Raw genomic sequence first — 23,410 nt, 5'->3', positions numbered from 1 at the left:
GGCGTCGTACGGTTGACGCATGCGCCCCATCACCGACCTCAAGCGCCGCGTCGCGCCCTTCGAGGTGGTCTCCGAGTTCAGCCCGAGCGGCGACCAGCCGACGGCCATCGCCGACCTGACCAAACGGGTCAAGGCCGGCGAGCAGGACGTGGTGCTGCTGGGTGCCACCGGCACCGGCAAGTCGGCGACCACGGCCTGGATGATCGAGCAGGTGCAGCGGCCGACCCTGGTGATGGCGCCCAACAAGACGCTGGCGGCGCAGCTGGCCAACGAGTTCCGGGAACTGTTGCCCAACAACGCGGTCGAGTACTTCGTGTCGTACTACGACTACTACCAGCCCGAGGCGTACATCGCGCAGACGGACACCTACATCGAGAAGGACTCCTCGGTCAACGAGGAGGTCGAGCGGCTGCGGCACAGCGCGACCAACTCGCTGCTGACCCGGCGCGACGCGATCGTGGTGGCGTCGGTGTCGTGCATCTACGGCCTGGGCACGCCGCAGGAGTACGTCGACCGGATGGCCCGCCTGAAGGTCGGTCAGGTCATCGACCGTGACGACCTGCTGCGCCGGTTCGTGCAGATGCAGTACACCCGCAACGACCTGGCCTTCACCCGCGGCACGTTCCGGGTGCGCGGCGACACGGTGGAGATCATCCCGGTCTACGAGGAGCTGGCGATCCGGATCGAGTTCTTCGGTGACGAGATCGAGCGCATCTACACCCTGCACCCGCTCACCGGCGAGGTCGTGCGCGAGGAGGAGGAGATGTACGTCTTCCCGGCTTCGCACTACGTCGCCGGGCCGCAGCGGATGGAGCGGGCGATCTCCAGCATCGAGGCCGAGTTGGAGACCCAGCTGGAGTCGTTCGAGAAGCAGGGCAAGCTGCTGGAGGCGCAGCGGCTGCGGATGCGCACGACGTACGACATCGAGATGATGCGCCAGGTCGGGTCGTGCTCGGGCATCGAGAACTACTCGCGGCACATCGACGGACGCGGGCCGGGATCGGCGCCCAACTGCCTGCTCGACTACTTCCCCGAGGACTTCCTGCTGGTCATCGACGAGTCCCACCAGACCGTGCCGCAGATCGGCGCGATGTACGAGGGCGACATGTCCCGCAAACGGCAGCTGGTCGACCACGGGTTCCGACTGCCGAGCGCGATGGACAACCGGCCGCTGAAGTGGGAGGAGTTCCTCGAGCGCGTCGGCCAGACGGTCTACCTGTCCGCGACGCCGGGGGACTACGAGGTCGCGAAGGCCAACGGCGTGGTCGAGCAGGTGATCCGTCCCACCGGGCTCATCGACCCGGAGATCGTGCTGAAGCCGACCAAGGGTCAGATCGACGACCTGCTGCACGAGATCCGTGAGCGCTCCGCCCGCAACGAGCGGATCCTGGTCACCACCTTGACCAAGAAGATGGCCGAGGACCTGACCGACTACCTGCTGGAGAAGGACGTGCGGGTGCGCTACCTGCACTCCGAGGTGGACACCCTGCGCCGGGTGGAGCTGCTGCGCGAGCTGCGGATGGGCGAGTACGACGTGCTGGTCGGCATCAACCTGCTGCGTGAGGGTCTCGACCTGCCCGAGGTCTCGTTGGTGAGCATCCTGGACGCCGACAAGGAGGGCTTCCTGCGGTCCGCCCGTTCGCTCATCCAGACCATCGGACGCGCGGCCCGCAACGTGTCCGGTCAGGTGCACATGTACGCCGACAAGGTGACCCCCTCGATGCGCGACGCCATCGACGAGACCAGCCGGCGCCGGGAGAAGCAGGTGGCCTACAACCTCGCGGCCGGGGTGGACCCGCAGCCGCTGCGCAAGAAGATCGCCGACATCACCGACCTGCTGCAGCGCGAGGACGCCGACACCGAGGCCCTGATGGGCAGTGGCCGGGTGCAGTCGCGCGGCAAGACGGCCAAGCAGGGCAAGTCCAGCAAGCGGATCGGCGCGAAGCCCGAGAGCGGTGGGGTGGCCACGGTGACGGGTGTCCCCGCCGGCGAGCTGGCCACTCTCATCCAGGACCTCACCGACCAGATGCACCAGGCGGCGACCGACCTGCACTTCGAGCTGGCAGCTCGGCTGCGCGACGAGCTCGGGGACCTGAAGAAGGAGCTGCGGCAGATGACGGCCGCGACCCGCTGACCTTCCATCGGAGGTGGGGATCTCACCGAGAGGTGGGCTTATCTCCACCCCTCGACGGTGGGGTCAGGAGTCGAAGCCGAGACCCACCCTGTCCAGGCCGCGCAGCCACAGGTTGCGGCGGCCGCCGTGGCGGTCCGCCAACGCGAGTGCCGCGCGGGTGGCCTGGATACCGGCGTATGCTAACGGTTCCGGCGGGAAGGGCAGCGGCTTGGTGCGCACCATCGCCAGCTCGGTCAGCTCGGTGTGGGCGCCGCTCAGCAGGTCGAGCATCACTCGTGCGCCGAAGCGCGTGGCACCGACCCCGAGGCCGGTGTAGCCGAGCGCGTAGGACACCCGGGCGCCGTACGCCGTGCCGAAGAACGCGAAGAATCGCGTGCAGGTGTCGATCGCGCCGCCCCAACGGTGGCTGAAGCGCAACCCCTCCAGCTGCGGGAAGGTCGCGAAGAACTGCTGGGCAAGCACCTCGAAGGTCGCGGGCCGCTGGTCGTACGCCGGGCGCACCGCCCGACCGAAGTGGTAGATCGCGTCGTACCCGCCCCAGAGGATCCGCCGGTCGGCGGTCATCCGGTAGTAGTGGAACTGGTTGCCGGCGTCGTCGACGCCCTCGCGCCCGTCCCAGCCGATCGAGGCCAGCTGCCCGTCGGAGAGCGGCTCGGTCATGAGCACGTAGTCGTAGACCGGCACGGTGTGCAGCCGCACGCGTTTCACCAGTGACGGGAAGGCGTTCGTGCCGAGGGCGACGTGCTCCGCGGTGATCGTGCGGCCGCCGTCGGTCCCCAGCGTCATCCGGTCGCCGTCCTCGGCCAGACCGGTGACCTTGGTGTGCTCCGCGATCCGCACCCCGAGGCTCTCGGCGGCAGCGGCGAGACCCCATGCGAGACGAGCCGGGTCGACGAGCGCGAGCTCACCCTCCTCGATGCACCCGCCGAGGAACGTGGGGGAGTGCAGGCGGGCGCGTACGGCCTCCTGGTCGAGGAACCCCGTTGCGGAAGAACGCATCTCGCGCACCTGATAGGGCTCGGTGGCCACGGTGAGGGAGTCGCGCAAGTGGTAGTCGCAGTCGATGCCGTGGCGCTGCACCGTGTCGCCGATCGCCGCCAGATTCTCCCGACCGAGCCGCTCCAGCGTCTCGATCTCGTCGGGGAAGCGCTGCTCTCCGTTGTCCCGCCCATGCGTGAGGCTCGCCGAGCAGAACCCGCCGTTACGGCCGGACGCCGCCCATCCGATCCGGTCGCCCTCGACCAGCAGCACCTCGCGGTCGGGGTCGCGTTCCTTGGCCAGCAGTGCGGTCCACAGCCCGCTGAACCCGCCGCCGACGACGACGAGGTCCGCGCGAGCGTCGGTGGTCAGAGCGGGTCGCGCGGACGGGCGGTCGGGGGTGTCCAGCCAGTACGGCGTCGTCGACGCGTCGCGCCAGGTCGCCGAGACGTCCACCGGTCAGGCGCCCGTCGTATGCCGGTCGGCCGCCTCGAGCGCGACGTCCAGCATCGCCAGGCCCTCGCGCACCTCGTCCGGCGTGCTCGTGCACGGGGGTACGACGTGGGTGCGGTTGAAGTGCGTGAACGGCCAGAGCCCTTCGCTCTTGCAGGCCGCCGCGAACTGCGTCATCGGGGCCGCGTCCGCCCCGGCCGCGTTGAACGGCACCAGCGGTTCGCGGGTCGCCCGGTCGCGGACCAGCTCGACCGCCCAGAAGACCCCGAGACCGCGGACCTCGCCGATGCACGGGTGCTTCGTCGCCAGCTCGGCCAGCCCGGGTGCGATGACCTCCTCGCCGAGCATCCGCGCGTTGGCCAGGATGCCCTCGTCCTCGAAGATCCGGATCGACGCGACGGCGGATGCGCACGCCAGCGGGTGCCCGGAGTAGGTGAGGCCGCCGGGGAAGGGACGGTCGGCGAACGTGGCGGCCACCGTGTCGCTGATGAGCACCCCGCCGATCGGGACGTAGCCGGAGTTGACGCCCTTGGCGAAGGTGATGAGGTCGGGGGTCATGCCCCAGTGGTCGAGGGCGAACCACTCGCCACACCGCCCGAATCCGGACATCACCTCATCGGCGATCAGCAGGATGCCGTGCTCGTCGCAGAGGGCCCGCACGCCGTCGAGGTAGCCCGGGGGTGGCACGAGGATGCCGTTCGTGCCGACGACCGTCTCCAGCACGAGCGCCGCGATGGTGTGCGGTCCCTCGAGCATGACCAGCTCGCGCAGATGGGCCAGCGCGCGGTCACACTCCTCCTGTTTGGTCTCGGCGTGGAACGCCGATCGGTACAGGTAAGGGCCGAAGTAGCGGACCGTGCCGGGAACGGCCGGCTCGGAGGGCCAGCGCCGCGGGTCACCGGTCAGCGAGATCGCACCGGCCGTCGAGCCGTGGTAGCTGCGGTAGGCCGCGAGCACCTTCTGCCGCCCGGTGTGCAGCCGCGCCATCCGCACGGCGTTCTCGTTGGCGTCGGCGCCGCCGTTCGTGAAGAAGACGGTGTTCAGGCCCTCGGGTGCCCGCTCGGTGATCAACCGGGCCGCCTCGCCGCGTACGTCGTTGGCAAACGCCGGCTGGATCGAGCACAGCCGCTGCGCCTGCTCCACGATGGCCGCGACCAGCCGGGGGTGCTGGTAGCCGATGTTCATGTTGACCAGCTGGCTGGAGAAGTCGAGGTAGCGCTTGCCGGCGTAGTCCCAGAAGTAGGACCCCTGCGCGTGCTCGATGGGCAGCGGGTCGATCGCGGCCTGGGCCGACCAGGAGTGGAAGACGTGGCGGTCGTCGGCGCGGACCTGCGCCTCGTCGCCTCGGCCGAGCAGGCTCGCGGGGTCGGTGGGCTCGGCGTCTGTGGCGGTCTCGCGCAGGATGCTGTCGGTCATCGTGTCCTCGGGAATCCCAGATCGACGGTGGAGGTGGCCGGGTCGGGCCACCGCGAGGTGACCACCTTGCCGCGGGTGTAGAAAGCCATCCCCTCGGGTCCGTACATGTGGTTGTCGCCGAAGAGCGACGCCTTCCAGCCGCCGAAGGAGTACGACGCCACGGGCACCGGGATCGGCACGTTGATGCCGACCATGCCGACCTGCACGTCGTACTGGAAGCTGCGCGCCGCGCCGCCGTCCCGGGTGAAGATCGCTGTGCCGTTGCCGAATTCGTGACTGTTGACGAGCTCGAGCGCATCGTCGTAGGTGTCGACGCGCACCACCGACAGCACCGGGCCGAAGATCTCGTCGGTGTAGACCGACATCGTCGGTCGCACGTGGTCGAGCAGCGTCGTACCGAGGAAGAACCCGTCGGCGGGCAGGTCCGCCTCGCGGCCGTCGACGACCAGGGTGGCGCCCTCGTCGGCGCCGGCCGCGATGTACGACGCGACCTTGTCCCGGTGGGCCGCAGTGATGAGCGGACCCATCTGGGTGTCGGGTTTCGCGCCGTCGCCCACGGTCACGTCGGGCAGCCGCCGGGCGATGGCCTCGACCAGCGGGTCGGCGGAATCGCCCACGGCGACCACGACGGAGATCGACATGCAGCGCTCGCCGGCCGCGCCGTACGCCGCCGAGACCGCCGCGTCCGCGGCCATCTCCAGGTCGGCGTCCGGCAGCACCACCATGTGGTTCTTCGCGCCGCCGAGGGCCTGCACCCGCTTGCCGGCGGCGGTGCCGGTCTCGTAGATGTAGCGCGCGATGGGCGTGGACCCGACGAAGCTGAGCGCGCTCACATCCGGGTGGATGAGCAGCGTGTCGACGGCCTCCTTGTCGCCCTGTACGACGGTGAAGACACCGTCGGGCAGTCCCGCACGCTGCCACAGCCGGGCCAGGAAGAGCGACGCCGACGGGTCCTTCTCGCTGGGCTTGAGGACGAACGCGTTGCCCGCCGCGATGGCCCCCGCGCACATCCACAGCGGCACCATCACCGGGAAGTTGAACGGCGTGATGCCCGCGACCACGCCGAGCGGCTGGCGGATCGAGTAGACGTCGACGCCGGATGAGGCCTGCTCGGAGAAGCCCCCCTTCAGCAGGTTGGGCACCCCGGTGGCGTACTCGACGTTCTCCAGACCGCGGGAGATCTCGCCCACCGCGTCGCTGTGCACCTTGCCGTGCTCCGAGGTCACGATGTCGGCCAGCTCGTCCAGGCTGTCGTGCAACAGCTCCCGGAACGCGAAGAGCACGGCGGCGCGCGTCGAGAGCGACGCGTTACGCCACTCGGCGGCGGCCTTCGCAGCCGACGCGACGGCGGTGCGTACGTCGTCCGCACTCGCCAGCTCCACCTCGCCGGTCTGCTCGCCGCTCGCGGGGTTGTAGACCGGGCCGACCCTGCCGGAGGAGCCCTGCGCCACGGCGCCGTCGATCCAGTGCGAGATGCGCGTCGTCATACCGGCGACGATAGGACGTCCGGCCGCCGCGCAGACAGCCGACAGGTGGTTTTGGTCGGGGTACCTGTGCCACGGTCGAGCCCGCGCACGGCGACCGGGCCGCCGTGCCGGTGGTGAGGAGTGACCACCTATCGTCCCGGTGTGTCACTTGAAGCCGACGTCCCCGCCCGCCGTACCTCTTCGCAGCTCTCCTCCCAGGTCTTCATCGCCATCGCCACCTTGGAAGCGGTGTCGTGGCTCGCGCTGCTGATCGGGATGTACTTCAAGTGGATCGCGAAGAGCACCGACCGCGGTGTGCAGATCTTCGGGATGGTGCACGGCATCGTCTTCATCTGCTACCTGGTGGCGCTGGCGTGGGTGGCCAGGTCGCGCCGCTGGGACGCGCGGACCGCGCTGCTCGGACTGGTGAGCAGCGTGCCGCCCTTCATGACCCTGTGGTTCGAGCGGTACGCGCTGCGGCGCCACGACCTGCGCCCGCGCGGCTGAGGCGCGGACCGTGCCTCAGGCCGGGGTGAGCCCCTCGGGCACCCCTGAGCCACCGTCGGACTCACCCGACCGCGGGCGACGGGCGGCACCGAGCACGATCACGCTGGCGAGCACCACGAGCGCCATCCCGACCAGTTCGGGCGCGCTCAATCGCTGGCCCAGCACGAGTAGTCCGGCGAGTGCACCTGCAGCGGGTTCGAGGCTCATCAGGATCCCGAAGACGTGGGCCGCGAGCCGACGTAGCGCGAGCAGCTCCAGGGAGTACGGCAGCACCGAGGACAGCAGCGCGATCCCGAAGCCCTTGGCCAGTGACTCGCCCGAGAACAGCGCGTCACCGGCCCGCCATACGCCGATCGGGAGCACGACCACGGTGCCCATGGCCAGGGCGATCGCCAGCCCGTCGAGGGAGGCGAACCGCGCACCGGTCGCTCCGGAGGCCATGATGTACGCCGCCCAGCAGGCGCCCGCGGCGAGCGCCAACAGTACGCCGGTCACCGGCATCTTCGACCACGGCGTCGTCAGCGCGCCGGACACGAGGAGCACACCGCCGACGGCGCAGACCACCGCCGCCGCGTCCTGCCAGCGCCGCGACAGGACGGCGGACAGGCTGAGCGGGCCGACGAACTCGCAGGTCACAGCCACACCGAGCGGCAGATGGGCGATCGCCGCGTAGAAGCAGACGTTCATCGTGGCCAGCGTCGCGGCGTACGCCGTCACCACCCGCCAGTCGGCGCGGCTGCGGCCCCGCAGCGCTGGACGTCCGAGTGCGCACAGCAGCACGGCGGCGAATCCCAGACGCAGGCCGACCGACCCGAAGGCACCGATCGTAGGGACGAGGGTGGAGGCCAGGGCGCCGCCGAACTGGACCGACACCACGGCGGTGAGGACGAGGGCGGGCGGGGGCGGCCGGTAGCCGACGGGGAACCTCACCCCAGCGCGCTGATCCGGCCGGCGCACACCAGGGTCTCGGCCCGGTCCGTCGGCACGTCCTCCTCGACGACGCGTCCGGTCTGCGGCACGTGCAGCATCCGGCCGGTGGCGGTGAGGATGCCGACGTGGTCCGGTTCGGATCCGGGACGCGCGAAGAAGAGGAGGTCGCCGGGGGCCGCATCGGCGGGTGCGACAGGGGCGCAGTGCCGGGCCTGGTCGGAGCAGTCGCGCGGAAAACGCACCCCGAGGGTGCGCAGCGGGAGGTGCACCAGTCCCGAGGAGTCCAGCCCGTGCGGCGAGAGGCCGGCCCACAGATAGGACACGCCCGCGTGGGCCCGCACCGCATCGAGGAACGCGGCCGGGTCGACCGAGGTCGCGCCGGCGGTGGGCGCAGGATCGCCGGCACCGTCGGACTCGGAGACCCCGAGGTCCAGGTGGGCCGCTCGCAGATACCCCGGGTAGCCGCGCGGGTTCTTGTGCGACGGCTGCTCGGGGCATGTCACGAACGCCCAGTCGTCGTGCAGGTCGTGCACCTCGACCGACTCACCCGCCAGCACCTCGGTCTCCAGCCGGCCCTCGAGCCCGAGCCGACCGGCCATCGGCTCCGGCTCGGCGTCCATGGCGGCGAGCCAGCGGTCGTGGTCGGGGGAGGCGTCGAGCAGCGGGGCGTCGATGGGCCGCGGCGAGGTCGCCGTGAGCCAGAGCCCGCTGATCGACACGCGCACGAGGGCAGGACGACCTGGCGCGGTGACGGGCCGGAGCGAGTCGCCCAGCCCACTCACCATCCGCGCTCCCGCCACGCGGGCAGGTGGGGGCGCTCGGTGCCGAGGGTGGTGTCGTCGCCGTGACCGGGGTAGACCCACGCGTCGTCGTCGTGCCGAGCGAAGATGCGCTGCTCGACGTCGTCGATGAGCTGCGGGAAGGACTGGTCGTCGTGGTTCTTCGTCGCACCGACACCCCCGGGAAAGAGGGTGTCGCCGCTGAAGACGTGGTCATGACCGTGCGGGTCGGCGTAGGTCAGCACGACCGAGCCGGGGGTGTGCCCGCGCACGAGGGCGACGTCGAGGGAGAGCCCGTCGACCTGCACCGTGTCGCCGTCCTCGAGGCGTACGTCGGCCGCGATCGGCAGGTGGTCGGCGTCCGGTGCCCCGGCGTACGTGCGGGCACCGAGGGCGCGCGCCGCATCGGCGAGCGCGCCGGTGTGGTCGCCGTGCCGGTGGGTGGTGACGATCGCCTCCACCCGGGCGCCGCTCTCCCGGATCATCGCCTCGATCGCCGGCCAGTCGTTCGCCGCGTCCACGAGCACGGACGCGCCGGATCCGGTGGCGGTCACCAGGTAGACGTTGTTGTCCATCGAGGAGACCGCGAGCTTGCGGATCGTGACGCCCTCGAGCTCACGCACCAGGGCGGGCCTGCCGGGTGTCGTCCTGCCGTCGTAAGCCATCGGGCGTGTTCTCCTTCGGGACGGGACCGGCGCACAGCGTATCCAGGTCGGGCCTGTCGGACCCGGCCCCTAGCATTGGGACGTGCCCAGTGCGACCCCCCGACCGAGCCGTTCCGTCACGTCACCCAGTTCTCCCAGCTCCCAAAGCGCCGCGCCCGCCCCACCGGTGCGCGGTCACGACCACCTGCGGGTCAAGGGCGCCCGGGAGCACAACCTGCGCAACATCTCGGTCGACATCCCGCGGGACTCGCTGGTGGTCTTCACCGGTCTGTCCGGCTCGGGTAAGTCCTCGCTCGCGTTCGACACCATCTTCGCCGAGGGTCAGCGCCGCTACGTCGAGTCGCTCTCGGCGTACGCGCGCCAGTTCCTCGGCCAGATGGACAAGCCCGACGTCGACTTCATCGAGGGCCTGTCGCCGGCGGTCTCGATCGACCAGAAGTCGACCAACCGCAACCCCCGGTCCACGGTCGGCACGATCACCGAGGTCTACGACTACCTGCGCCTCCTCTTCGCGCGAGCCGGTCGCCCGCACTGCCCGGTCTGCGGCGAGCCGGTCGGCCGCCAGACGCCGCAGGCCATCGTCGACCAGCTCTTGGAGCTGCCCGACCGCACGCGGTTCCAGGTGCTGGCGCCCGTCGTACGGTCCCGCAAGGGCGAGTACGTCGACCTGTTCAGCGACCTGCAGGGCAAGGGCTACTCGCGCGCCCGGGTCGACGGGGTCGTGGTCTCGTTGTCCGAGCCGCCCAAGCTGGCCAAGCAGAAGAAGCACAGCATCGACGTGGTCGTCGACCGGCTGGTCTCCCGCGGCGGCGACCCCTCCGCGAAGCAGCGGCTCACCGACTCCGTCGAGACCGCGCTGATCCTGGCCGACGGTGTCCTCATCGTGGAGATGGTCGACCTCGACGAGGACGACCCGCAGCGCGAGCGCCGGTTCTCCGAGCGGATGGCCTGCCCCAACGAGCACCCCCTGTCGATGGACGAGATCGAGCCGCGCTCGTTCTCCTTCAACAGCCCGTTCGGCGCCTGCCCGGCATGCACCGGCATCGGCACCGAACTGGAGGTCGATCCCGAGCTGCTCGTGCCGGACGAGGACAAGTCGATCCGCGAGGGCGCGATCCTGCCCTGGGCGCAGGGCTCGACCTCGGCCGACTACTTCCTGCGGGTCATCGGCGCGCTCTCGGAGGACTTGAAGTTCTCCCTCGACACGCCGTGGCACGCGCTGCCCGAGCGGGCGCGGACGGCGCTGCTGGAGGGGCAGAACCACCAGGTGCACGTGAAGTACCGCAACCGGTACGGCCGTGAACGCAGCTACTCCACCGGCTTCGAGGGCGTCATCCCGTTCGTGAAGCGTCGCCACTCCGAGACCGATTCGGACTGGAGCCGCGAGCGCTACGAGGGCTACATGCGCGAGGTGCCCTGCCCGGTCTGCAAGGGCGCCCGGCTCAAGCCCGAGTCCCTCGCGGTCACCGTCGGCGGCCAGTCGATCGCCGATGTGTGCGCGTTGCCCATCTCCGATGCCGCGAACTTCCTGCCCGGTGTCGACTTCTCTCCGCGCGAGCGGCAGATCGCCGAGGGCATCATCAAGGAGGTCGACGCGCGGCTGGGCTTCCTGCTCGACGTCGGCCTCGACTACCTGTCCCTGGACCGGCCCGCCGCCACGCTGTCCGGCGGCGAGGCACAGCGCATCCGGTTGGCCACCCAGATCGGGTCGGGCCTGGTCGGCGTGCTCTACGTGCTCGACGAGCCGTCGATCGGGCTGCACCAGCGCGACAACCACCGCCTGATCGAGACGCTCACGCGGCTGCGCGACCTCGGCAACACCCTGATCGTCGTCGAGCACGACGAGGACACCATCTCCACGGCTGACTACGTCGTGGACATCGGGCCCGGCGCGGGGGAGCACGGCGGGCACGTCGTACATGCCGGGTCGGTGGCCGGTCTGCTCGCAAACAAGGACTCGATCACCGGCGACTACCTGTCGGGTCGGCGGGAGATCCCGCTGCCCACCGAACGTCGACCGCACGACGGTCGCGAGATCGTCGTACGCGGTGCGCGCGAGCACAACCTGAAGAACGTCGACGTCGCGATCCCGCTGGGCAACCTGGTCGCGGTGACCGGGGTGTCCGGGTCGGGCAAGTCCTCGCTGGTCAACGGCATCCTCTACAACGTGCTGGCCAACCAGCTGAACGGCGCGCGCCACGTGCCCGGGCGGCACCGCACGGTGGAGGGGCTGGACCAGCTCGACAAGGTCGTGCACGTCGACCAGAGCCCGATCGGGCGTACGCCGCGCAGCAACGCGGCGACCTACACCGGGGTCTTCGATCACGTGCGGCGCCTCTTCGCCCAGACCCAGCAGGCGAAGGTCCGCGGCTACCTGCCCGGCCGGTTCTCCTTCAACGTCAAGGGTGGTCGCTGCGAGGCGTGCACCGGCGACGGCACCCTGAAGATCGAGATGAACTTCCTGCCCGACGTCTACGTGCCGTGCGAGGTGTGCCACGGGGCGCGCTACAACCGCGAGACGCTCGAGGTGCACTTCAAGGGCAAGTCGATCGCCGAGGTGCTCGACATGTCGATCGAGGAGGCCAAGGACTTCTTCGCGTCGGTGCCCGCCATCGCCCGGCACATGACCACGCTGGTCGACGTCGGTCTCGGCTACGTCCGGCTGGGCCAGCCGGCGCCGACACTGTCCGGTGGCGAGGCGCAGCGGGTGAAGCTGGCCTCAGAGCTGCAGAAGCGCTCGACGGGCCGCACCATCTACGTGCTCGACGAGCCGACCACCGGCCTGCACTTCGAGGACATCCGCAAGCTGCTCGACGTGCTGCAGGGCCTGGTCGACAAGGGCAACACGGTCATCGTCATCGAGCACAACCTCGACGTGATCAAGTCGGCGGACTGGATCGTCGACATGGGCCCCGAGGGCGGCAACCGTGGCGGAGATGTGGTCGCCGTCGGCACACCGGAGGAGATCGCGGAGGTGCGGGCCAGTCACACCGGCCGATTCCTCAAGCCGTTGCTGGCGAAGCAGAGTGCGGCAGCGCGCCCCTCCACCCGTCGCGCAGGCACCCGCTCGCCGCGCAAGGCCAGCACGAAGGCCGCCAGCTGACGCCGTAGCTGGATCCCGCGGTTGTGAGCAAATCCGTGGCGCCGGCGTCACCTTTTCGCTGACAACCGGTGGCTGGATCCCGCGGTTGTCAGCGGATCCGTGGTGTCGGCGTCACTTACCTGCTGACAACCGCAGGAGATACACAGGCGAACCACAGCACCCGGGTGTCGACCTCGCCGGATCCGCGATGGATGATCGTTCAATGGTGAACGACAACGACCGCGCATCGACGAACGACATCGACGACGCACCCGTCAGCCCGAGCCGGCGCACCGTCGTGCGGGCGACGGCTGTCACCGGCGTGGGAATCGCCGGGCTCGGGCTCGCCGCCTGCGGTGGTTCCTCGGGCTCCGGTGGGTCCGGCTCGGCCTCAGGGGGCGGCGGTGGCGGCACGACGGTGGCCAAGGCGGACGTCCCGGTGGGCGGGGGCAAGATCCTGGGGGACGCGAAGGTGGTCGTCACTCAGCCCACGTCCGGCTCGTTCAAGGCGTTCTCGGCGATCTGCACCCACGCGGGGTGCACCGTCGGGTCCGTTGCGGACGGCGAGATCATCTGCCCGTGTCACGGCAGCCACTTCAGCATCAAGGACGGATCGGTCACGAGTGGCCCGGCTCCCAAGCCCCTGCCCGCCAAGACCGTGACCGCCGAGGGGTCCTCGCTCAAGGTCAGCTGAGCGCGGGACCGCTCGTCGAGAAGGTCGCCGCTGCCCGCCTCGGGGCCCGGACCGCGGTGGGCGCCTGACCGTCGACCTGTGACCTGCGACGACGACCGCTCGGCCGAGGCGCATGCCTGCCCTGTCGGCGGTGGTTCGTAGGCTGACCCGGTGGCAGACCCGTCGTCCTACCGTCCGAAGCCCGGGGAGATTCCGGTCGATCCGGGCGTCTACCGCTTCCGTGACAAGGACGGGCGGGTCATCTACGTCGGTAAGGCCAAGTCGCTGCGCAGCCGACTGTCGTCGTACTTCCAGGACATCGCGGCGCTGCACCCGCGGACCCGCACCATGGTCACCACCGGCGCGAGCGTCGAGTGGACCGTCGTCCGCAACGAGGTCGAGGCGCTGCAGCTGGAGTACTCCTGGATCAAGGAGTACGACCCCCGCTTCAACGTCAAGTACCGCGACGACAAGTCCTATCCCTACCTCGCCGTGACGATGGGGGAGACCTACCCCCGCGCGCAGGTGATGCGCGGCGCCAAGCGCAAGGGCACCCGCTACTTCGGTCCGTACGCGCACGCCTGGGCGATCCGCGAGACCCTCGACCAGCTGCTGCGCGTCTTCCCGGTGCGCACCTGCAGCAGCGGTGTCTTCAAGCGGGCCGGCCAGGTCGGCCGTCCCTGCCTGCTCGGCTACATCGACAAGTGCTCGGCACCGTGCGTCGGCCGGGTCACCGAGGACGAGCACCGCGAGATCGCCGCGGACTTCTGCGACTTCATGGCCGGTAACACCGCGCGCTTCCAGAAGCGCCTGGCCCAGGAGATGCGCGACGCCAGCGCCGACCTCGACTTCGAGACCGCGGCCCGCCGTCGCGACGACCTCGGCGCACTGGAGAAGGCGCTCGAGCGCTCGGCCGTCGTGCTGGGCGACGCCACCGACGCCGACGTCTTCGGTGTCAGCGACGACGAGCTCGAGGCGGCCGTGCAGGTCTTCCACGTCCGCGGCGGCCGGATCCGCGGCCAGCGCGGCTGGGTGGTCGACAAGCAGTCCGAGGGCGACCTGGGACTGGCCGAGGTCATCGAGCGGCTGCTCGGGCAGGTGTACGGCGGGGAGTCCGGCGACGGGGTGCCCCGCGAGGTGCTGGTGCCCGTGCTGCCGCCCGACCCCGAGCCGATGGCGCAGTGGTTGCAGGGTCTGCGCGGCTCGAACGTCGACCTGCGGGTGCCGCAGCGCGGCGACAAGCGCACCCTGATGGAGACGGTGCAGCGCAACGCGACCCAGTCCCTGGCCCGGCACAAGGTCGCCCGTGCCGGCGACCTGACCGCGCGCAGCCAGGCGTTGCAGGACCTGCAGGAGGCCCTCGACTTGGGTCAGGCGCCACTGCGGATCGAGTGCTTCGACGTCAGCCACATCCAGGGCACCAACGTGGTGGCGTCGATGGTCGTCTTCGAGGACGGTCTGCCACGCAAGGCGGAGTACCGCCGCTTCATCGTGCGCGGCACGCCGGCACCGGACGGCACCGTGCGACTGGACGACACGGCCGCGATGGACGAGGTGCTGACCCGCCGGTTCCGGCGCTACCTGGCCGACCGCGACGGCGCGAACGACGTGGAGCTGGATCTCGGTGACAGTCCCGACGTCGAGGAGATCGCGGGGACCGGGCCGGGTGCGCGGACACCGCCGGTGTCCGGGCCGATCGACGAGACCACCGGCAAGCCCAAGCGGTTCGCCTACCCGCCGCAGCTGGTCGTCGTCGACGGAGGCAAGCCCCAGGTCAACGCCGCGGCGCACGCCTTGGAGGCTCTCGGTATCGACGACGTGGAGGTCGTCGGCCTGGCCAAGCGTCTGGAGGAGGTGTGGGTCGCCGATGACGACTTCCCGGTGATCCTGCCGCGTACGAGCGAGGGTCTCTACCTGCTGCAGCGGGTCCGGGACGAGGCGCACCGCTTCGCGATCACCTTCCACCGTCAGCGTCGGTCCAAGGCGATGACCACCTCCGCGTTGGACGGCATCCCGGGTCTCGGCGATGCCCGGCGCAAGGCGCTGCTGAAGCAGTTCGGTTCGGTCAAGAAGATGCGTGCCGCCCCGCCGGAGGAGCTCGCCACCGTCCCCGGCATCGGCCCGGCCCTGGCGGCGACGATCCATGACCGACTGCGCGAGGATGTCGACACCACCCCGGCCGTCAACCTCTCCACCGGTGAGGTCCTCGACTGATGGGGCCCGCGACCAGCAAGGAGCCCCGATGAGTGACCAGGCCGACCCGCTCAGTTCCGCAGCGTCCCAACTGGTGATCATCACCGGCATGTCCGGTGCCGGTCGCAGCACCGCGGCCAACGTGCTCGAGGACCGCGGCTGGTACGTCATCGACAACCTGCCGCCGCAGCTGCTCGTCTCGATGGCGAGCCTGCTGGACCACGGCGGCGACGACAACGGCGACGAGGACTCGAACGGGCGACGGCTCTGCGCCGTGGTCGACATCCGGTCCCGCACCTTCTTCGCCGAGTTCACCGAGGGGCTCGAGCGGCTGCGGGCCGGCAACTACCGGCCGATCGTGGTCTTCATGGATGCGACCGACGAGGCCCTGGTGCGCCGGTTCGAGTCCGTACGCCGCCCGCACCCGTTACAGGGGGAGGGCCGGCTGCTCGACGGCATCGTGGCGGAGCGGGTCGCCCTGCGCGACCTGCGCGCCGCGGCCGACGTCCTGATCGACACCAGCGGCCTGAACGTGCACCAGCTCAGCACCAAGGTGCGCGAGATGCTCGGCGACGACAACTCTCCCGACCTGCGGGTGGCGGTGATGTCGTTCGGCTTCAAGTACGGCATCCCGCTGGATGCCGACATCGTCTTCGACATGCGCTTCCTGCCCAACCCCTTCTGGAATCCCGACCTGCGCCCGTTCACCGGCCAGGACAAGGTGGTGTCGGACTTCGTGCTCGCGCAGTCCGGGGCCGAGGAGTTCCTCGAACGCGCACTGGCCATGCTGGAGCCGGTCTTCGCCGGCTACCGCCGGGAGGGGCGCAGCTACGCCACCCTGGCCGTCGGGTGCACCGGCGGCAAGCACCGGTCCGTCGCGATCACCGAGGCGCTCGCCGAACGTCTGGGCACCGGTCGCACCCACGCCGTGACCGTCCACCGCGACCTGGGACGAGAGTGAGTGCTCCGCGGGTGACCACGCCCGCCGCGTTCGCCCGGCCGGCCGTCGCCGCTCTCGGCGGCGGTCACGGACTGGCCGCGTCGCTGCAGGCCCTGCAGCTGGTGACCGACAAGATCACCGCGATCGTCACCGTCGCCGACGACGGGGGGTCGAGCGGGCGGTTGCGCGACGAGTTCGACATCCTGCCGCCCGGCGACCTGCGGATGGCGCTCGCTGCGCTCTGTGACACCTCCGAGTGGGGACTGCAGTGGCGCGACGCACTGCAGCACCGGTTCGCCGGCGACGGCCCGCTCGGCGGTCACGCGCTCGGCAACCTGATCATCGCGTCGCTGTGGGATCTCCTCGGCGACCCGGTCGCGGGCCTGGACCTGGTCGGGCGGCTGCTCGGCGCTCGGGGTCGGGTGCTTCCGATGGCCGCGGAGCCGCTGCGCATCGAGGCCAGTGTGCTCGGCGCCGATCCGGACCGCCCGGACGAGGTCGTCGACGTCGTCGGGCAGGTCGAGGTGGCGACGGCCCGTGGCCGGGTGTTGAGCGTGCGACTGCACCCCGACCCGCCCGCGCCCTGCGTGCCGGCCGTCGAGGCGGTGGAGCACGCGGACTGGGTGATCCTCGGTCCCGGCTCCTGGTACAGCTCGGTGATGCCGCATCTGCTGGTGCCGGACCTGTGCCACGCGCTCGTGCAGACGAAGGCGCGAAAGATGTTGACGCTCAACATGATGCGGCACGACGGCGAGACCGAGGGCTTCGCCGCCGCGGACTATCTCGAGGTGTTGACCGCGCACGCACCCGACCTGCACCTGGACGTCGTGCTGGCCGACGTGTCGGTCGACGGGGAGGAGGCGGACCTGCTCACCGAGGCCGCCGGCCGCCTCGGCGCCCGCGTCGTCCGGGCCCCGGTCGCCGACACCGACACCCCCGGCACGCACGATCCGCTGCGTCTCGCAGCGGCGTACCGCGACGTCCTGGACGACTGAAGCCCCCTCACCTGCGCAAACGCGACACGCCGTACGGCGGTCGGTGGCCCTGACGGAAAAGTCGGGCCCGTGACGACCCGAGCAGCGCGTCGCCGGTGCGAGAATGACGCCCATGCCTGCGATGACTGCCACCGTCAAAGACGAGTTGAGCAGGTTCGCCGTCACCAAGACGTGTTGCCGGAAAGCGGAGATCTCCGCCGTGCTGCGCTTCGCCGGCGGGCTGCACATCATCGGCGGCAAGGTGGTGATCGAGGCCGAGCTCGACACCGCGGCGACCGCTCGCCGCCTGCGACAGGACATCGCCGCGGTCTACGGGCAGAAGTCCGAGTTGGTCGTGATGAGCGGCAGCGGTCTCAAGCGCGGCAGCCGCTACGTCGTACGCGTCGTCGGCGACGGCGAGGCCCTTGCGCGCCAGACCGGCCTCATCGACACCAAGGGGCGTCCGGTGCGCGGCCTGCCCCCGCGGGTCGTCAACGGCGCCGTCTGCGACGCCGAAGCCGCGTGGCGTGGTGCCTTCCTCGCGCACGGTTCGCTGACCGAGCCCGGCCGTTCCTCCTCCATGGAGGTCACCTGCCCCGGGCCGGAGGCCGCTCTGGCACTCGTCGGTGCAGCCCGCCGCATGGGGATCTCGGCGAAGGCCCGCGAGGTCCGCGGGATCGACCGCGTGGTCATCCGTGACGGCGACGCGATCGGGGCGATGCTGACCCGGCTCGGCGCCCACGACGCGGTGCTGGCCTGGGAGGAACGGCGGATGCGCCGCGAGGTGCGGGCGACCGCGAACCGGCTGGCGAACTTCGACGACGCCAACCTGCGCCGCTCCGCACGGGCCGCCGTCGCGGCCGGCTCCCGCGTCGAGCGGGCCCTGGAGATCCTCGGCCCGGACGTGCCCGACCACCTGGCGCAGGCGGGGCGGCTGCGGGTCGAGCACAAGCAGGCGAGTCTCGAGGAGCTGGGTCAGTTGGCTCAGCCGCCGATGACCAAGGATGCGGTGGCGGGGCGGATTCGTCGGCTGCTCGCGATGGCCGACAAGCTGGCCGGCGACCGGGACATTCCCGGCACCGACGCCAACCTCACGCCGGACATGCTGGACGGCTGACCCGTCCGCGACCACGCGCGCCGGGGTCAGACGACCGCACACGGCCGTTCGGCGTACCGGCGAGTTGTCCCATAGGGTCGAGGCCTGCCGAAGTCCTCCAACCAGAAGGAATGAGCCGATCGTGACTGTCCGGGTAGGTATCAATGGTTTTGGCCGCATCGGCCGCAACTTCTTCCGCGCCGCCGTCGCCTCCGGCGCCGACATCGAGATCGTCGGCGTCAACGACCTGACCAGCAACGCGACCCTCGCACACCTGCTGAAGTACGACTCGATCCTCGGGATCTTCGACGGCGACGTCACCTCGTCCGAGGACGAGATCACCGCGAACGGCAAGTCGTTCAAGGCCTTCGCCGAACGTGACCCCTCCGCGCTGCCGTGGGGTGACCTCGGCGCCGATGTCGTCATCGAGTCCACCGGCCTCTTCACCGACGCGACCAAGGCCCGGGTGCACATCGACGGTGGCGCCAAGAAGGTCATCGTGTCCGCGCCCGCGTCCAACGAGGACATCACCATCGTGATGGGCGTCAACGACGGCGACTACGACCCGGCGAAGCACCACGTCATCTCCAACGCCTCGTGCACCACCAACTGCCTGGCACCGATGGCGAAGGCCCTCAACGACGAGTTCACCATCGTCAAGGGCCTGATGACGACGATCCACGCCTACACCGCCGACCAGAACCTGCAGGACGGCCCGCACAAGGACCTGCGCCGTGCCCGCGCCGCGGCCATCAACATCGTGCCGACCTCCACCGGTGCCGCGAAGGCCATCGGCCTGGTGCTGCCGGAGCTGAAGGGCAAGCTCGACGGCTACGCGCTGCGGGTGCCGACCCCGACCGGCTCGGCCACCGACCTCACCTTCGAGGCGGGCCGCGAGACGTCGGTCCAGGAGGTCAACGAGGCCGTCAAGAAGGTGGCCGACGGGCGCTACCTGAAGTACACCGACGCCCCCATCGTCTCCAGCGACATCGTCACCGACCCCAGCTCGTGCATCTTCGACTCCGGCCTGACCAAGGTCATCGGCAACCAGGTCAAGGTCGTCGGCTGGTACGACAACGAGTGGGGTTACTCCAACCGACTCGTGGACCTGACGGCGCTGGTCGGCAAGGGCCTCTGAGCCCGATGCGCACGATCAAGGATCTGGGTGACCTGCGCGGCAAGAAGGTGCTGCTGCGCAGCGACCTGAATGTCCCGCTCGACAAGGACGGCGCCATCACCGACGACGGCCGGGTCCGCGCGTCGGTGCCGACCATCCAGCGGCTCACGCAGGCCGGTGCACGGGTGATCGTCTGCGCGCACCTCGGCCGACCGAAGGGCGCACCGGAGGCGAGGTACTCCCTCGCACCCGCGGCGCAGCGGCTGTCCGAGCTGCTCGGCGTCCCGGTGCCGCTCGCGCAGGACACCGTGGGACCGTCCGCGCACGCCACCGTCGACGCCCTGGGCGACGGCGAGGTCGCCATGCTGGAGAACCTGCGCTTCAACCCCGGTGAGACCGCGAAGGACGCTGCCGCCCGCGCGGAGTTCGCCGACCAGTTGGCCTCTCTCGCGGACGTCTTCGTCAGCGACGGCTTCGGCGTCGTGCACCGCGAGCAGGCGAGCGTCTACGACGTCGCCGAGCGGCTTCCGCAGGCGGCCGGCGGACTGGTCGAGCAGGAGGTCGCGGTGCTGCAACGCCTCACCCGGCCCGCGCGCCCGTACGCCGTGGTGCTCGGTGGCGCCAAGGTCTCCGACAAGCTCGGCGTGATCGAGAACCTGCTGCAGCACGCAGACATGCTGCTCATCGGCGGCGGCATGGTCTTCACCTTCCTGGCCGCGCAGGGCCACGAGGTGGGCACCTCGCTGTTGGAGAAGGACCAGATCGACCGCGTGAAGGGCTATCTGGCGGACGCCGAGAACAGGGGAGTGGATATCGTCCTGCCCGTCGACGTCGTCGCCGCCGATGCCTTCTCTGCGGACGCCGCGCACGACCTGGTCGCCGCGGACGCGATCCCGGCCGACCGAATGGGCCTGGACATCGGACCGGAGTCGGCGCAGCTGTTCGCGCGCAGGATCGCCGGTGCGAAGACGGTCTTCTGGAACGGCCCGATGGGCGCGTTCGAGATGGCGCCGTACGCCGCCGGCACCCAGACCGTCGCGCAGGCGCTGGTCGACGCGACGTCGGCTGGCGCGTTCACCGTCGTGGGCGGTGGCGACTCCGCCGCCGCCGTACGCCAGGGCGGATTCGCCGACGACGACTTCTCGCACATCTCGACCGGTGGGGGAGCGAGCCTGGAGTATCTGGAGGGCAAGACCCTGCCCGGTCTTGCCGTCCTGGAGGACTGACCCATGGCCGACACCAGCGCCCGCGTCCCGCTGATCGCGGGCAACTGGAAGATGAACCTGGACCACCAGCAGGCCACCGTGCTGGTCCAGAAGCTGGACTGGATGCTGCGCGACAAGCGGCACGACTTCGCGCAGGTCGAGGTGGCGGTGATCCCGCCGTTCACCGACATCCGCTCGGTGCAGACCCTGATCGACGGTGACCGGCTCAAGCTGAAGTTCGGCGCGCAGGATCTGTCCGCGCACGAGTCGGGTGCCTACACCGGTGAGATCTCCGGCCGGTTCCTGGCCAAGCTCGGCTGCAGCTACGTCGTCGTCGGGCACAGCGAACGCCGCGAGTACCACCACGAGGACGACGCGCTGGTCGCCCAGAAGGTCGCCGCCGCGTACCAGAACGGCGTCACGCCGTTGCTGTGCGTGGGGGAGTCCCTGGAGGTGCGCCGCGCCGGCGACCAGGTGGCCTTCGTCCTGGGTCAGCTGGACGTCGCGCTGCACGGTCTGTCCGCCGAGCAGGTGAACAGCATCGTCATCGCGTACGAGCCGGTGTGGGCCATCGGCACGGGCGAGGTCGCCACCCCGGACGACGCGCAGGAGGTGTGTGCGGCCATCCGTGGCCGCCTGGGTCAGCTCTACTCCGACCAGGTCGCCGCAGCGGTCCGGGTCCTCTACGGCGGATCGGTCAAATCGGGGAACGTCGCGGCCATCATGGCCAAGGACGATGTCGACGGCGCGCTGGTCGGCGGGGCGTCGATCGACGTGGAGGAGTTCGCGACGATCTGCCGCTACCAGGCGCACGTCGGCGCGACCTGATCCTCACCAGTAGCAGCCGGTATGCGGGTGGACCGCCGCCGACTGTGTAAAATTCGCAACGGCCGCCCGTACCGGGTGGGTCTCCGCTCCATCGAAGGTGAGTTCCAGGCACGTGGATGTCATCCGTATCGCCCTGCAGGTGATCGTCCTGCTGACCAGTGTCCTACTGGTGCTCCTCATCCTGCTGCACAAGGGGCAGGGCAGTGGACTGTCGGACATGTTCGGTGGCGGGGTCTCCTCCAGCCTCGGCGGGTCCTCGGTCGCGGAGCGCAACCTCAACCGCCTCACCGTCGTCGGCGGCTCGCTCTGGATCCTGGCCGTCGTCGGCCTGGGTCTCGTCGCTCGATTCAGCTAGGGAGCCCGTTCGTGGCCGGTGGTAATGCAATTCGTGGAAGTCGAGTCGGTGCCGGTCCCATGGGGGAGGCGGAGCGGGGTGATTCCGCGCCGCGGGTGACGGTGGCGTTCTACTGCGCCAACGGGCACGAGACCCGGCCGAGCTTCGCGGAGGAGCCCGGTATGGCGATCCCGCAGACCTGGGACTGCCCCCGCTGCGGCCTGCCTGCCGGGCAGGACAAGGACAACCCGCCGACCGCGCCACGCGCCGAGCCGTACAAGACCCACCTGGCCTACGTGAAGGAACGCCGCAGCGACGCCGAGGGCGCCGTCATCCTCGATGAGGCGCTCGGCACCCTGAGGGGCCGTGGCCTGATCCGCTGACCGGACAGACTCTGTCGATGGGGTCGTAGCGCGCTCTAGAGAGCGCGCCACGACCCCAGACGCGTCTCAGAGCGACTGTTCGAGGGCTGTGCGGACGGCGGGGATCACGACGGCGCCGTCGAGCCTGGCCTGCAGTCGGGCCGCCGCATCGTCCACGGCCGTACGCGCATCCTCGCCGCGCTCGGCCGCGATCACGGTGCGGATCTCGCCGGACGGCGCGACGGCCCAGGATCCGATGATCTCCCCGTCCCACCAGAGGGTGGGACCAATGTTCCCGGCGCGGTCGAAGATCGCTTCCTGCTCGATACCGAGGAACCAGTCGCGGTGCTTCCATCCCATGGGCGTGGGGTCGAGGGCGGGCAGCAGCGCAGCGACCGGCGGTCGGCGTCCCCAGTCCTCCGCATCCGCGGCTTCTTGATCGGAGCCGTCGGAGAGGGCGATTCCAGGTCGCCCGTGCAGGTCGACCTCCTCGATCGGAAGTGCCTGGAGCACGCGGGCGGTGGTGGTCTTGGTCCAGCCGGTCCACCACTGCAGGTCCTCGACCGTGGCGGGTCCGAATCGTTCCAGCCACCGGCGTGCGAGGTCGCGTTGCGCGTCTGATTCGTCCACGAGCGGGACGCTGTGCGGCCACCAGGCAGTGGTCGTCTCCCACAGATGCCGGCGGCTGGTCCATGGTCCGGTCGGGGTGCTGCGGACGAGCCGCCCGTCGGCGCTCATCAGGGTGAGGACGGACGTGGTGAGACGCTGCACGCTCTCGGACGCCGTCCGCGCCGGTATCAGCGTCCTCAGAGCCGGCACCTCGGACGCCAACTGAGTCCCGGTGGCCGCGCCGAGCCGGACCAACGCGCTCTCGACGTCGCCTTCGAGGCTTCGCAGCCACTCGTCCACTTCGTCGGAGAGAGGTGGTTCGGTGCCATTGCGGATCATGCGGGAGATGAGCCGGCGGCGGAGCGTCGCTCCCACCGATGCGCTCACCGCGGCTTGGATCATCGGCACGTCATCGCGAGCGACGACGAACAGCGTGCGACGCATCCCCATCCAGCGCACCAGGCTGCGCCGGTCGTACATCGCCTCGGACACCTCGCCGAGCGTGGTCGCGGCACTGCGCGCGAGGACGGACAGGTACACCGACGCCGGGTCCGTCGCGTGAAGCGCGACGAGCGCCCGCGTCACCTCCTCCGGTCCGTCGGCGTCGCCGGCGAGCCGGTGGCGCCGCACGAGAGCACGACGGCGCGATCCTGCGGAGATCCGTCGCAA

20 protein-coding genes are annotated in these 23,410 nt (G+C 70.3%); 13 read left to right on the top strand and 7 right to left on the bottom strand.

The window, feature by feature from the left end:
- The first annotated feature begins 19 nt into the window (after positions 1-19).
- The gene (gene uvrB / locus HNR15_RS08820) at positions 20-2,134 is read left to right on the top strand and encodes an excinuclease ABC subunit UvrB (RefSeq protein WP_179480954.1); all 2,115 of its coding nucleotides are present in this window, start codon (positions 20-22) and stop codon (positions 2,132-2,134) included.
- A gap of 63 nt (positions 2,135-2,197) precedes the next feature.
- Here uvrB and HNR15_RS08815 read toward each other — a convergent pair whose 3' ends face one another.
- The 3 genes from HNR15_RS08815 to HNR15_RS08805 are packed head-to-tail and all read right to left on the bottom strand — an operon-like array spanning position 2,198 to position 6,468.
- Entirely contained in the window at positions 2,198-3,568 is a 1,371-nt protein-coding gene (locus tag HNR15_RS08815; protein WP_179480952.1) for an FAD-dependent oxidoreductase, read from the bottom strand.
- Between the two features lie 3 nt (positions 3,569-3,571).
- Entirely contained in the window at positions 3,572-4,981 is a 1,410-nt protein-coding gene (locus HNR15_RS08810) for an aspartate aminotransferase family protein (protein WP_179480950.1), read from the bottom strand.
- The gene (locus HNR15_RS08805) at positions 4,978-6,468 is read right to left on the bottom strand and encodes a CoA-acylating methylmalonate-semialdehyde dehydrogenase (protein ID WP_179480948.1); all 1,491 of its coding nucleotides are present in this window, start codon (positions 6,466-6,468) and stop codon (positions 4,978-4,980) included. The genes HNR15_RS08810 and HNR15_RS08805 overlap by 4 nt, the downstream gene beginning before the upstream one ends.
- Before the next feature lie 141 nt (positions 6,469-6,609).
- Between HNR15_RS08805 and HNR15_RS08800 the strand changes: the two genes are divergently transcribed.
- Complete coding sequence (locus HNR15_RS08800) at positions 6,610-6,954, top strand: DUF3817 domain-containing protein (protein WP_179480947.1); 345 nt, start codon at positions 6,610-6,612, stop codon at positions 6,952-6,954.
- Between the two features lie 15 nt (positions 6,955-6,969).
- Here the strand turns inward: HNR15_RS08800 and HNR15_RS08795 are convergent, their stop codons facing one another.
- The 3 genes from HNR15_RS08795 to HNR15_RS08785 are packed head-to-tail and all read right to left on the bottom strand — an operon-like array spanning position 6,970 to position 9,328.
- The gene (locus tag HNR15_RS08795) at positions 6,970-7,884 is read right to left on the bottom strand and encodes an EamA family transporter (protein WP_179480945.1); all 915 of its coding nucleotides are present in this window, start codon (positions 7,882-7,884) and stop codon (positions 6,970-6,972) included.
- Complete coding sequence (locus tag HNR15_RS08790) at positions 7,881-8,603, bottom strand: NlpC/P60 family protein (RefSeq protein ID WP_179480943.1); 723 nt, start codon at positions 8,601-8,603, stop codon at positions 7,881-7,883. Before HNR15_RS08790 ends, HNR15_RS08795 begins: the two co-directional genes overlap by 4 nt.
- A gap of 59 nt (positions 8,604-8,662) precedes the next feature.
- Positions 8,663-9,328, bottom strand: a complete 666-nt coding sequence (locus HNR15_RS08785; protein ID WP_179480941.1) for an MBL fold metallo-hydrolase — start codon at positions 9,326-9,328, stop codon at positions 8,663-8,665.
- A 166-nt stretch (positions 9,329-9,494) separates the two neighbouring features.
- On the opposite strand from HNR15_RS08785, the gene uvrA reads away from it, so the two are divergent.
- The 11 genes from uvrA to HNR15_RS08730 all read left to right on the top strand — a co-directional run bounded on the left by uvrA (position 9,495) and on the right by HNR15_RS08730 (position 22,153).
- On the top strand, positions 9,495-12,431 hold the full coding sequence (gene uvrA, locus HNR15_RS08780) for an excinuclease ABC subunit UvrA (protein WP_343048607.1): 2,937 nt from the start codon (positions 9,495-9,497) through the stop codon (positions 12,429-12,431).
- Positions 12,432-12,633: 202 nt separating this feature from the next.
- Entirely contained in the window at positions 12,634-13,104 is a 471-nt protein-coding gene (locus HNR15_RS08775) for a Rieske (2Fe-2S) protein (protein WP_218883625.1), read from the top strand.
- Between the two features lie 150 nt (positions 13,105-13,254).
- Positions 13,255-15,297: an excinuclease ABC subunit UvrC gene (uvrC, locus tag HNR15_RS08770; RefSeq protein WP_179480935.1), complete on the top strand. Its 2,043-nt coding sequence runs from the start codon at positions 13,255-13,257 to the stop codon at positions 15,295-15,297.
- A gap of 28 nt (positions 15,298-15,325) precedes the next feature.
- Entirely contained in the window at positions 15,326-16,237 is a 912-nt protein-coding gene (gene rapZ / locus HNR15_RS08765) for an RNase adapter RapZ (protein ID WP_179480933.1), read from the top strand.
- A gap of 11 nt (positions 16,238-16,248) precedes the next feature.
- Positions 16,249-17,211: a gluconeogenesis factor YvcK family protein gene (locus HNR15_RS08760; RefSeq protein WP_343048479.1), complete on the top strand. Its 963-nt coding sequence runs from the start codon at positions 16,249-16,251 to the stop codon at positions 17,209-17,211.
- Between the two features lie 112 nt (positions 17,212-17,323).
- The gene (gene whiA / locus HNR15_RS08755) at positions 17,324-18,307 is read left to right on the top strand and encodes a DNA-binding protein WhiA (protein WP_179480928.1); all 984 of its coding nucleotides are present in this window, start codon (positions 17,324-17,326) and stop codon (positions 18,305-18,307) included.
- 121 nt (positions 18,308-18,428) lie between these two features.
- On the top strand, positions 18,429-19,424 hold the full coding sequence (gene gap / locus HNR15_RS08750) for a type I glyceraldehyde-3-phosphate dehydrogenase (RefSeq protein WP_179480926.1): 996 nt from the start codon (positions 18,429-18,431) through the stop codon (positions 19,422-19,424).
- Between the two features lie 5 nt (positions 19,425-19,429).
- Complete coding sequence (locus HNR15_RS08745; RefSeq protein WP_179480924.1) at positions 19,430-20,629, top strand: phosphoglycerate kinase; 1,200 nt, start codon at positions 19,430-19,432, stop codon at positions 20,627-20,629.
- Positions 20,630-20,632: 3 nt separating this feature from the next.
- A complete protein-coding gene (gene tpiA / locus HNR15_RS08740) occupies positions 20,633-21,436 on the top strand; it encodes a triose-phosphate isomerase (protein WP_179480922.1) in 804 nt (267 codons plus the stop codon).
- Between the two features lie 112 nt (positions 21,437-21,548).
- Positions 21,549-21,791: a preprotein translocase subunit SecG gene (gene secG / locus HNR15_RS08735; RefSeq protein WP_179480920.1), complete on the top strand. Its 243-nt coding sequence runs from the start codon at positions 21,549-21,551 to the stop codon at positions 21,789-21,791.
- A gap of 11 nt (positions 21,792-21,802) precedes the next feature.
- Positions 21,803-22,153: an RNA polymerase-binding protein RbpA gene (locus HNR15_RS08730; RefSeq protein WP_179480918.1), complete on the top strand. Its 351-nt coding sequence runs from the start codon at positions 21,803-21,805 to the stop codon at positions 22,151-22,153.
- A 66-nt stretch (positions 22,154-22,219) separates the two neighbouring features.
- Here HNR15_RS08730 and HNR15_RS08725 read toward each other — a convergent pair whose 3' ends face one another.
- Positions 22,220-23,371 (bottom strand): DNA glycosylase AlkZ-like family protein, encoded by a 1,152-nt coding sequence (locus HNR15_RS08725; protein WP_179480916.1) that lies wholly within the window; start codon positions 23,369-23,371, stop codon positions 22,220-22,222.
- Positions 23,372-23,410: the final 39 nt, after the last annotated feature.

The organism is Allobranchiibius huperziae, from assembly GCF_013410455.1.
In the GTDB taxonomy this organism is placed as follows: domain Bacteria; phylum Actinomycetota; class Actinomycetes; order Actinomycetales; family Dermatophilaceae; genus Allobranchiibius; species Allobranchiibius huperziae.
This window is presented reverse-complemented; position numbering and strand designations above follow the sequence as displayed.

Excerpts from the sequence above, each read along its gene's own strand:
- uvrB (WP_179480954.1), top strand. The coding sequence starts at position 20 with ATGCGCCCCATCACCGACCTCAAGCGCCGCGTCGCGCCCTTCGAGGTG.
- rapZ (WP_179480933.1), top strand. The coding sequence starts at position 15,326 with ATGAGTGACCAGGCCGACCCGCTCAGTTCCGCAGCGTCCCAACTGGTG.
- HNR15_RS08785 (WP_179480941.1), bottom strand. The coding sequence starts at position 9,328 with ATGGCTTACGACGGCAGGACGACACCCGGCAGGCCCGCCCTGGTGCGT.
- HNR15_RS08775 (WP_218883625.1), top strand. The coding sequence starts at position 12,634 with ATGGTGAACGACAACGACCGCGCATCGACGAACGACATCGACGACGCA.
- HNR15_RS08810 (WP_179480950.1), bottom strand. The coding sequence starts at position 4,981 with ATGACCGACAGCATCCTGCGCGAGACCGCCACAGACGCCGAGCCCACC.
- HNR15_RS08745 (WP_179480924.1), top strand. The coding sequence starts at position 19,430 with ATGCGCACGATCAAGGATCTGGGTGACCTGCGCGGCAAGAAGGTGCTG.
- HNR15_RS08805 (WP_179480948.1), bottom strand. The coding sequence starts at position 6,468 with ATGACGACGCGCATCTCGCACTGGATCGACGGCGCCGTGGCGCAGGGC.
- tpiA (WP_179480922.1), top strand. The coding sequence starts at position 20,633 with ATGGCCGACACCAGCGCCCGCGTCCCGCTGATCGCGGGCAACTGGAAG.
- whiA (WP_179480928.1), top strand. The coding sequence starts at position 17,324 with ATGCCTGCGATGACTGCCACCGTCAAAGACGAGTTGAGCAGGTTCGCC.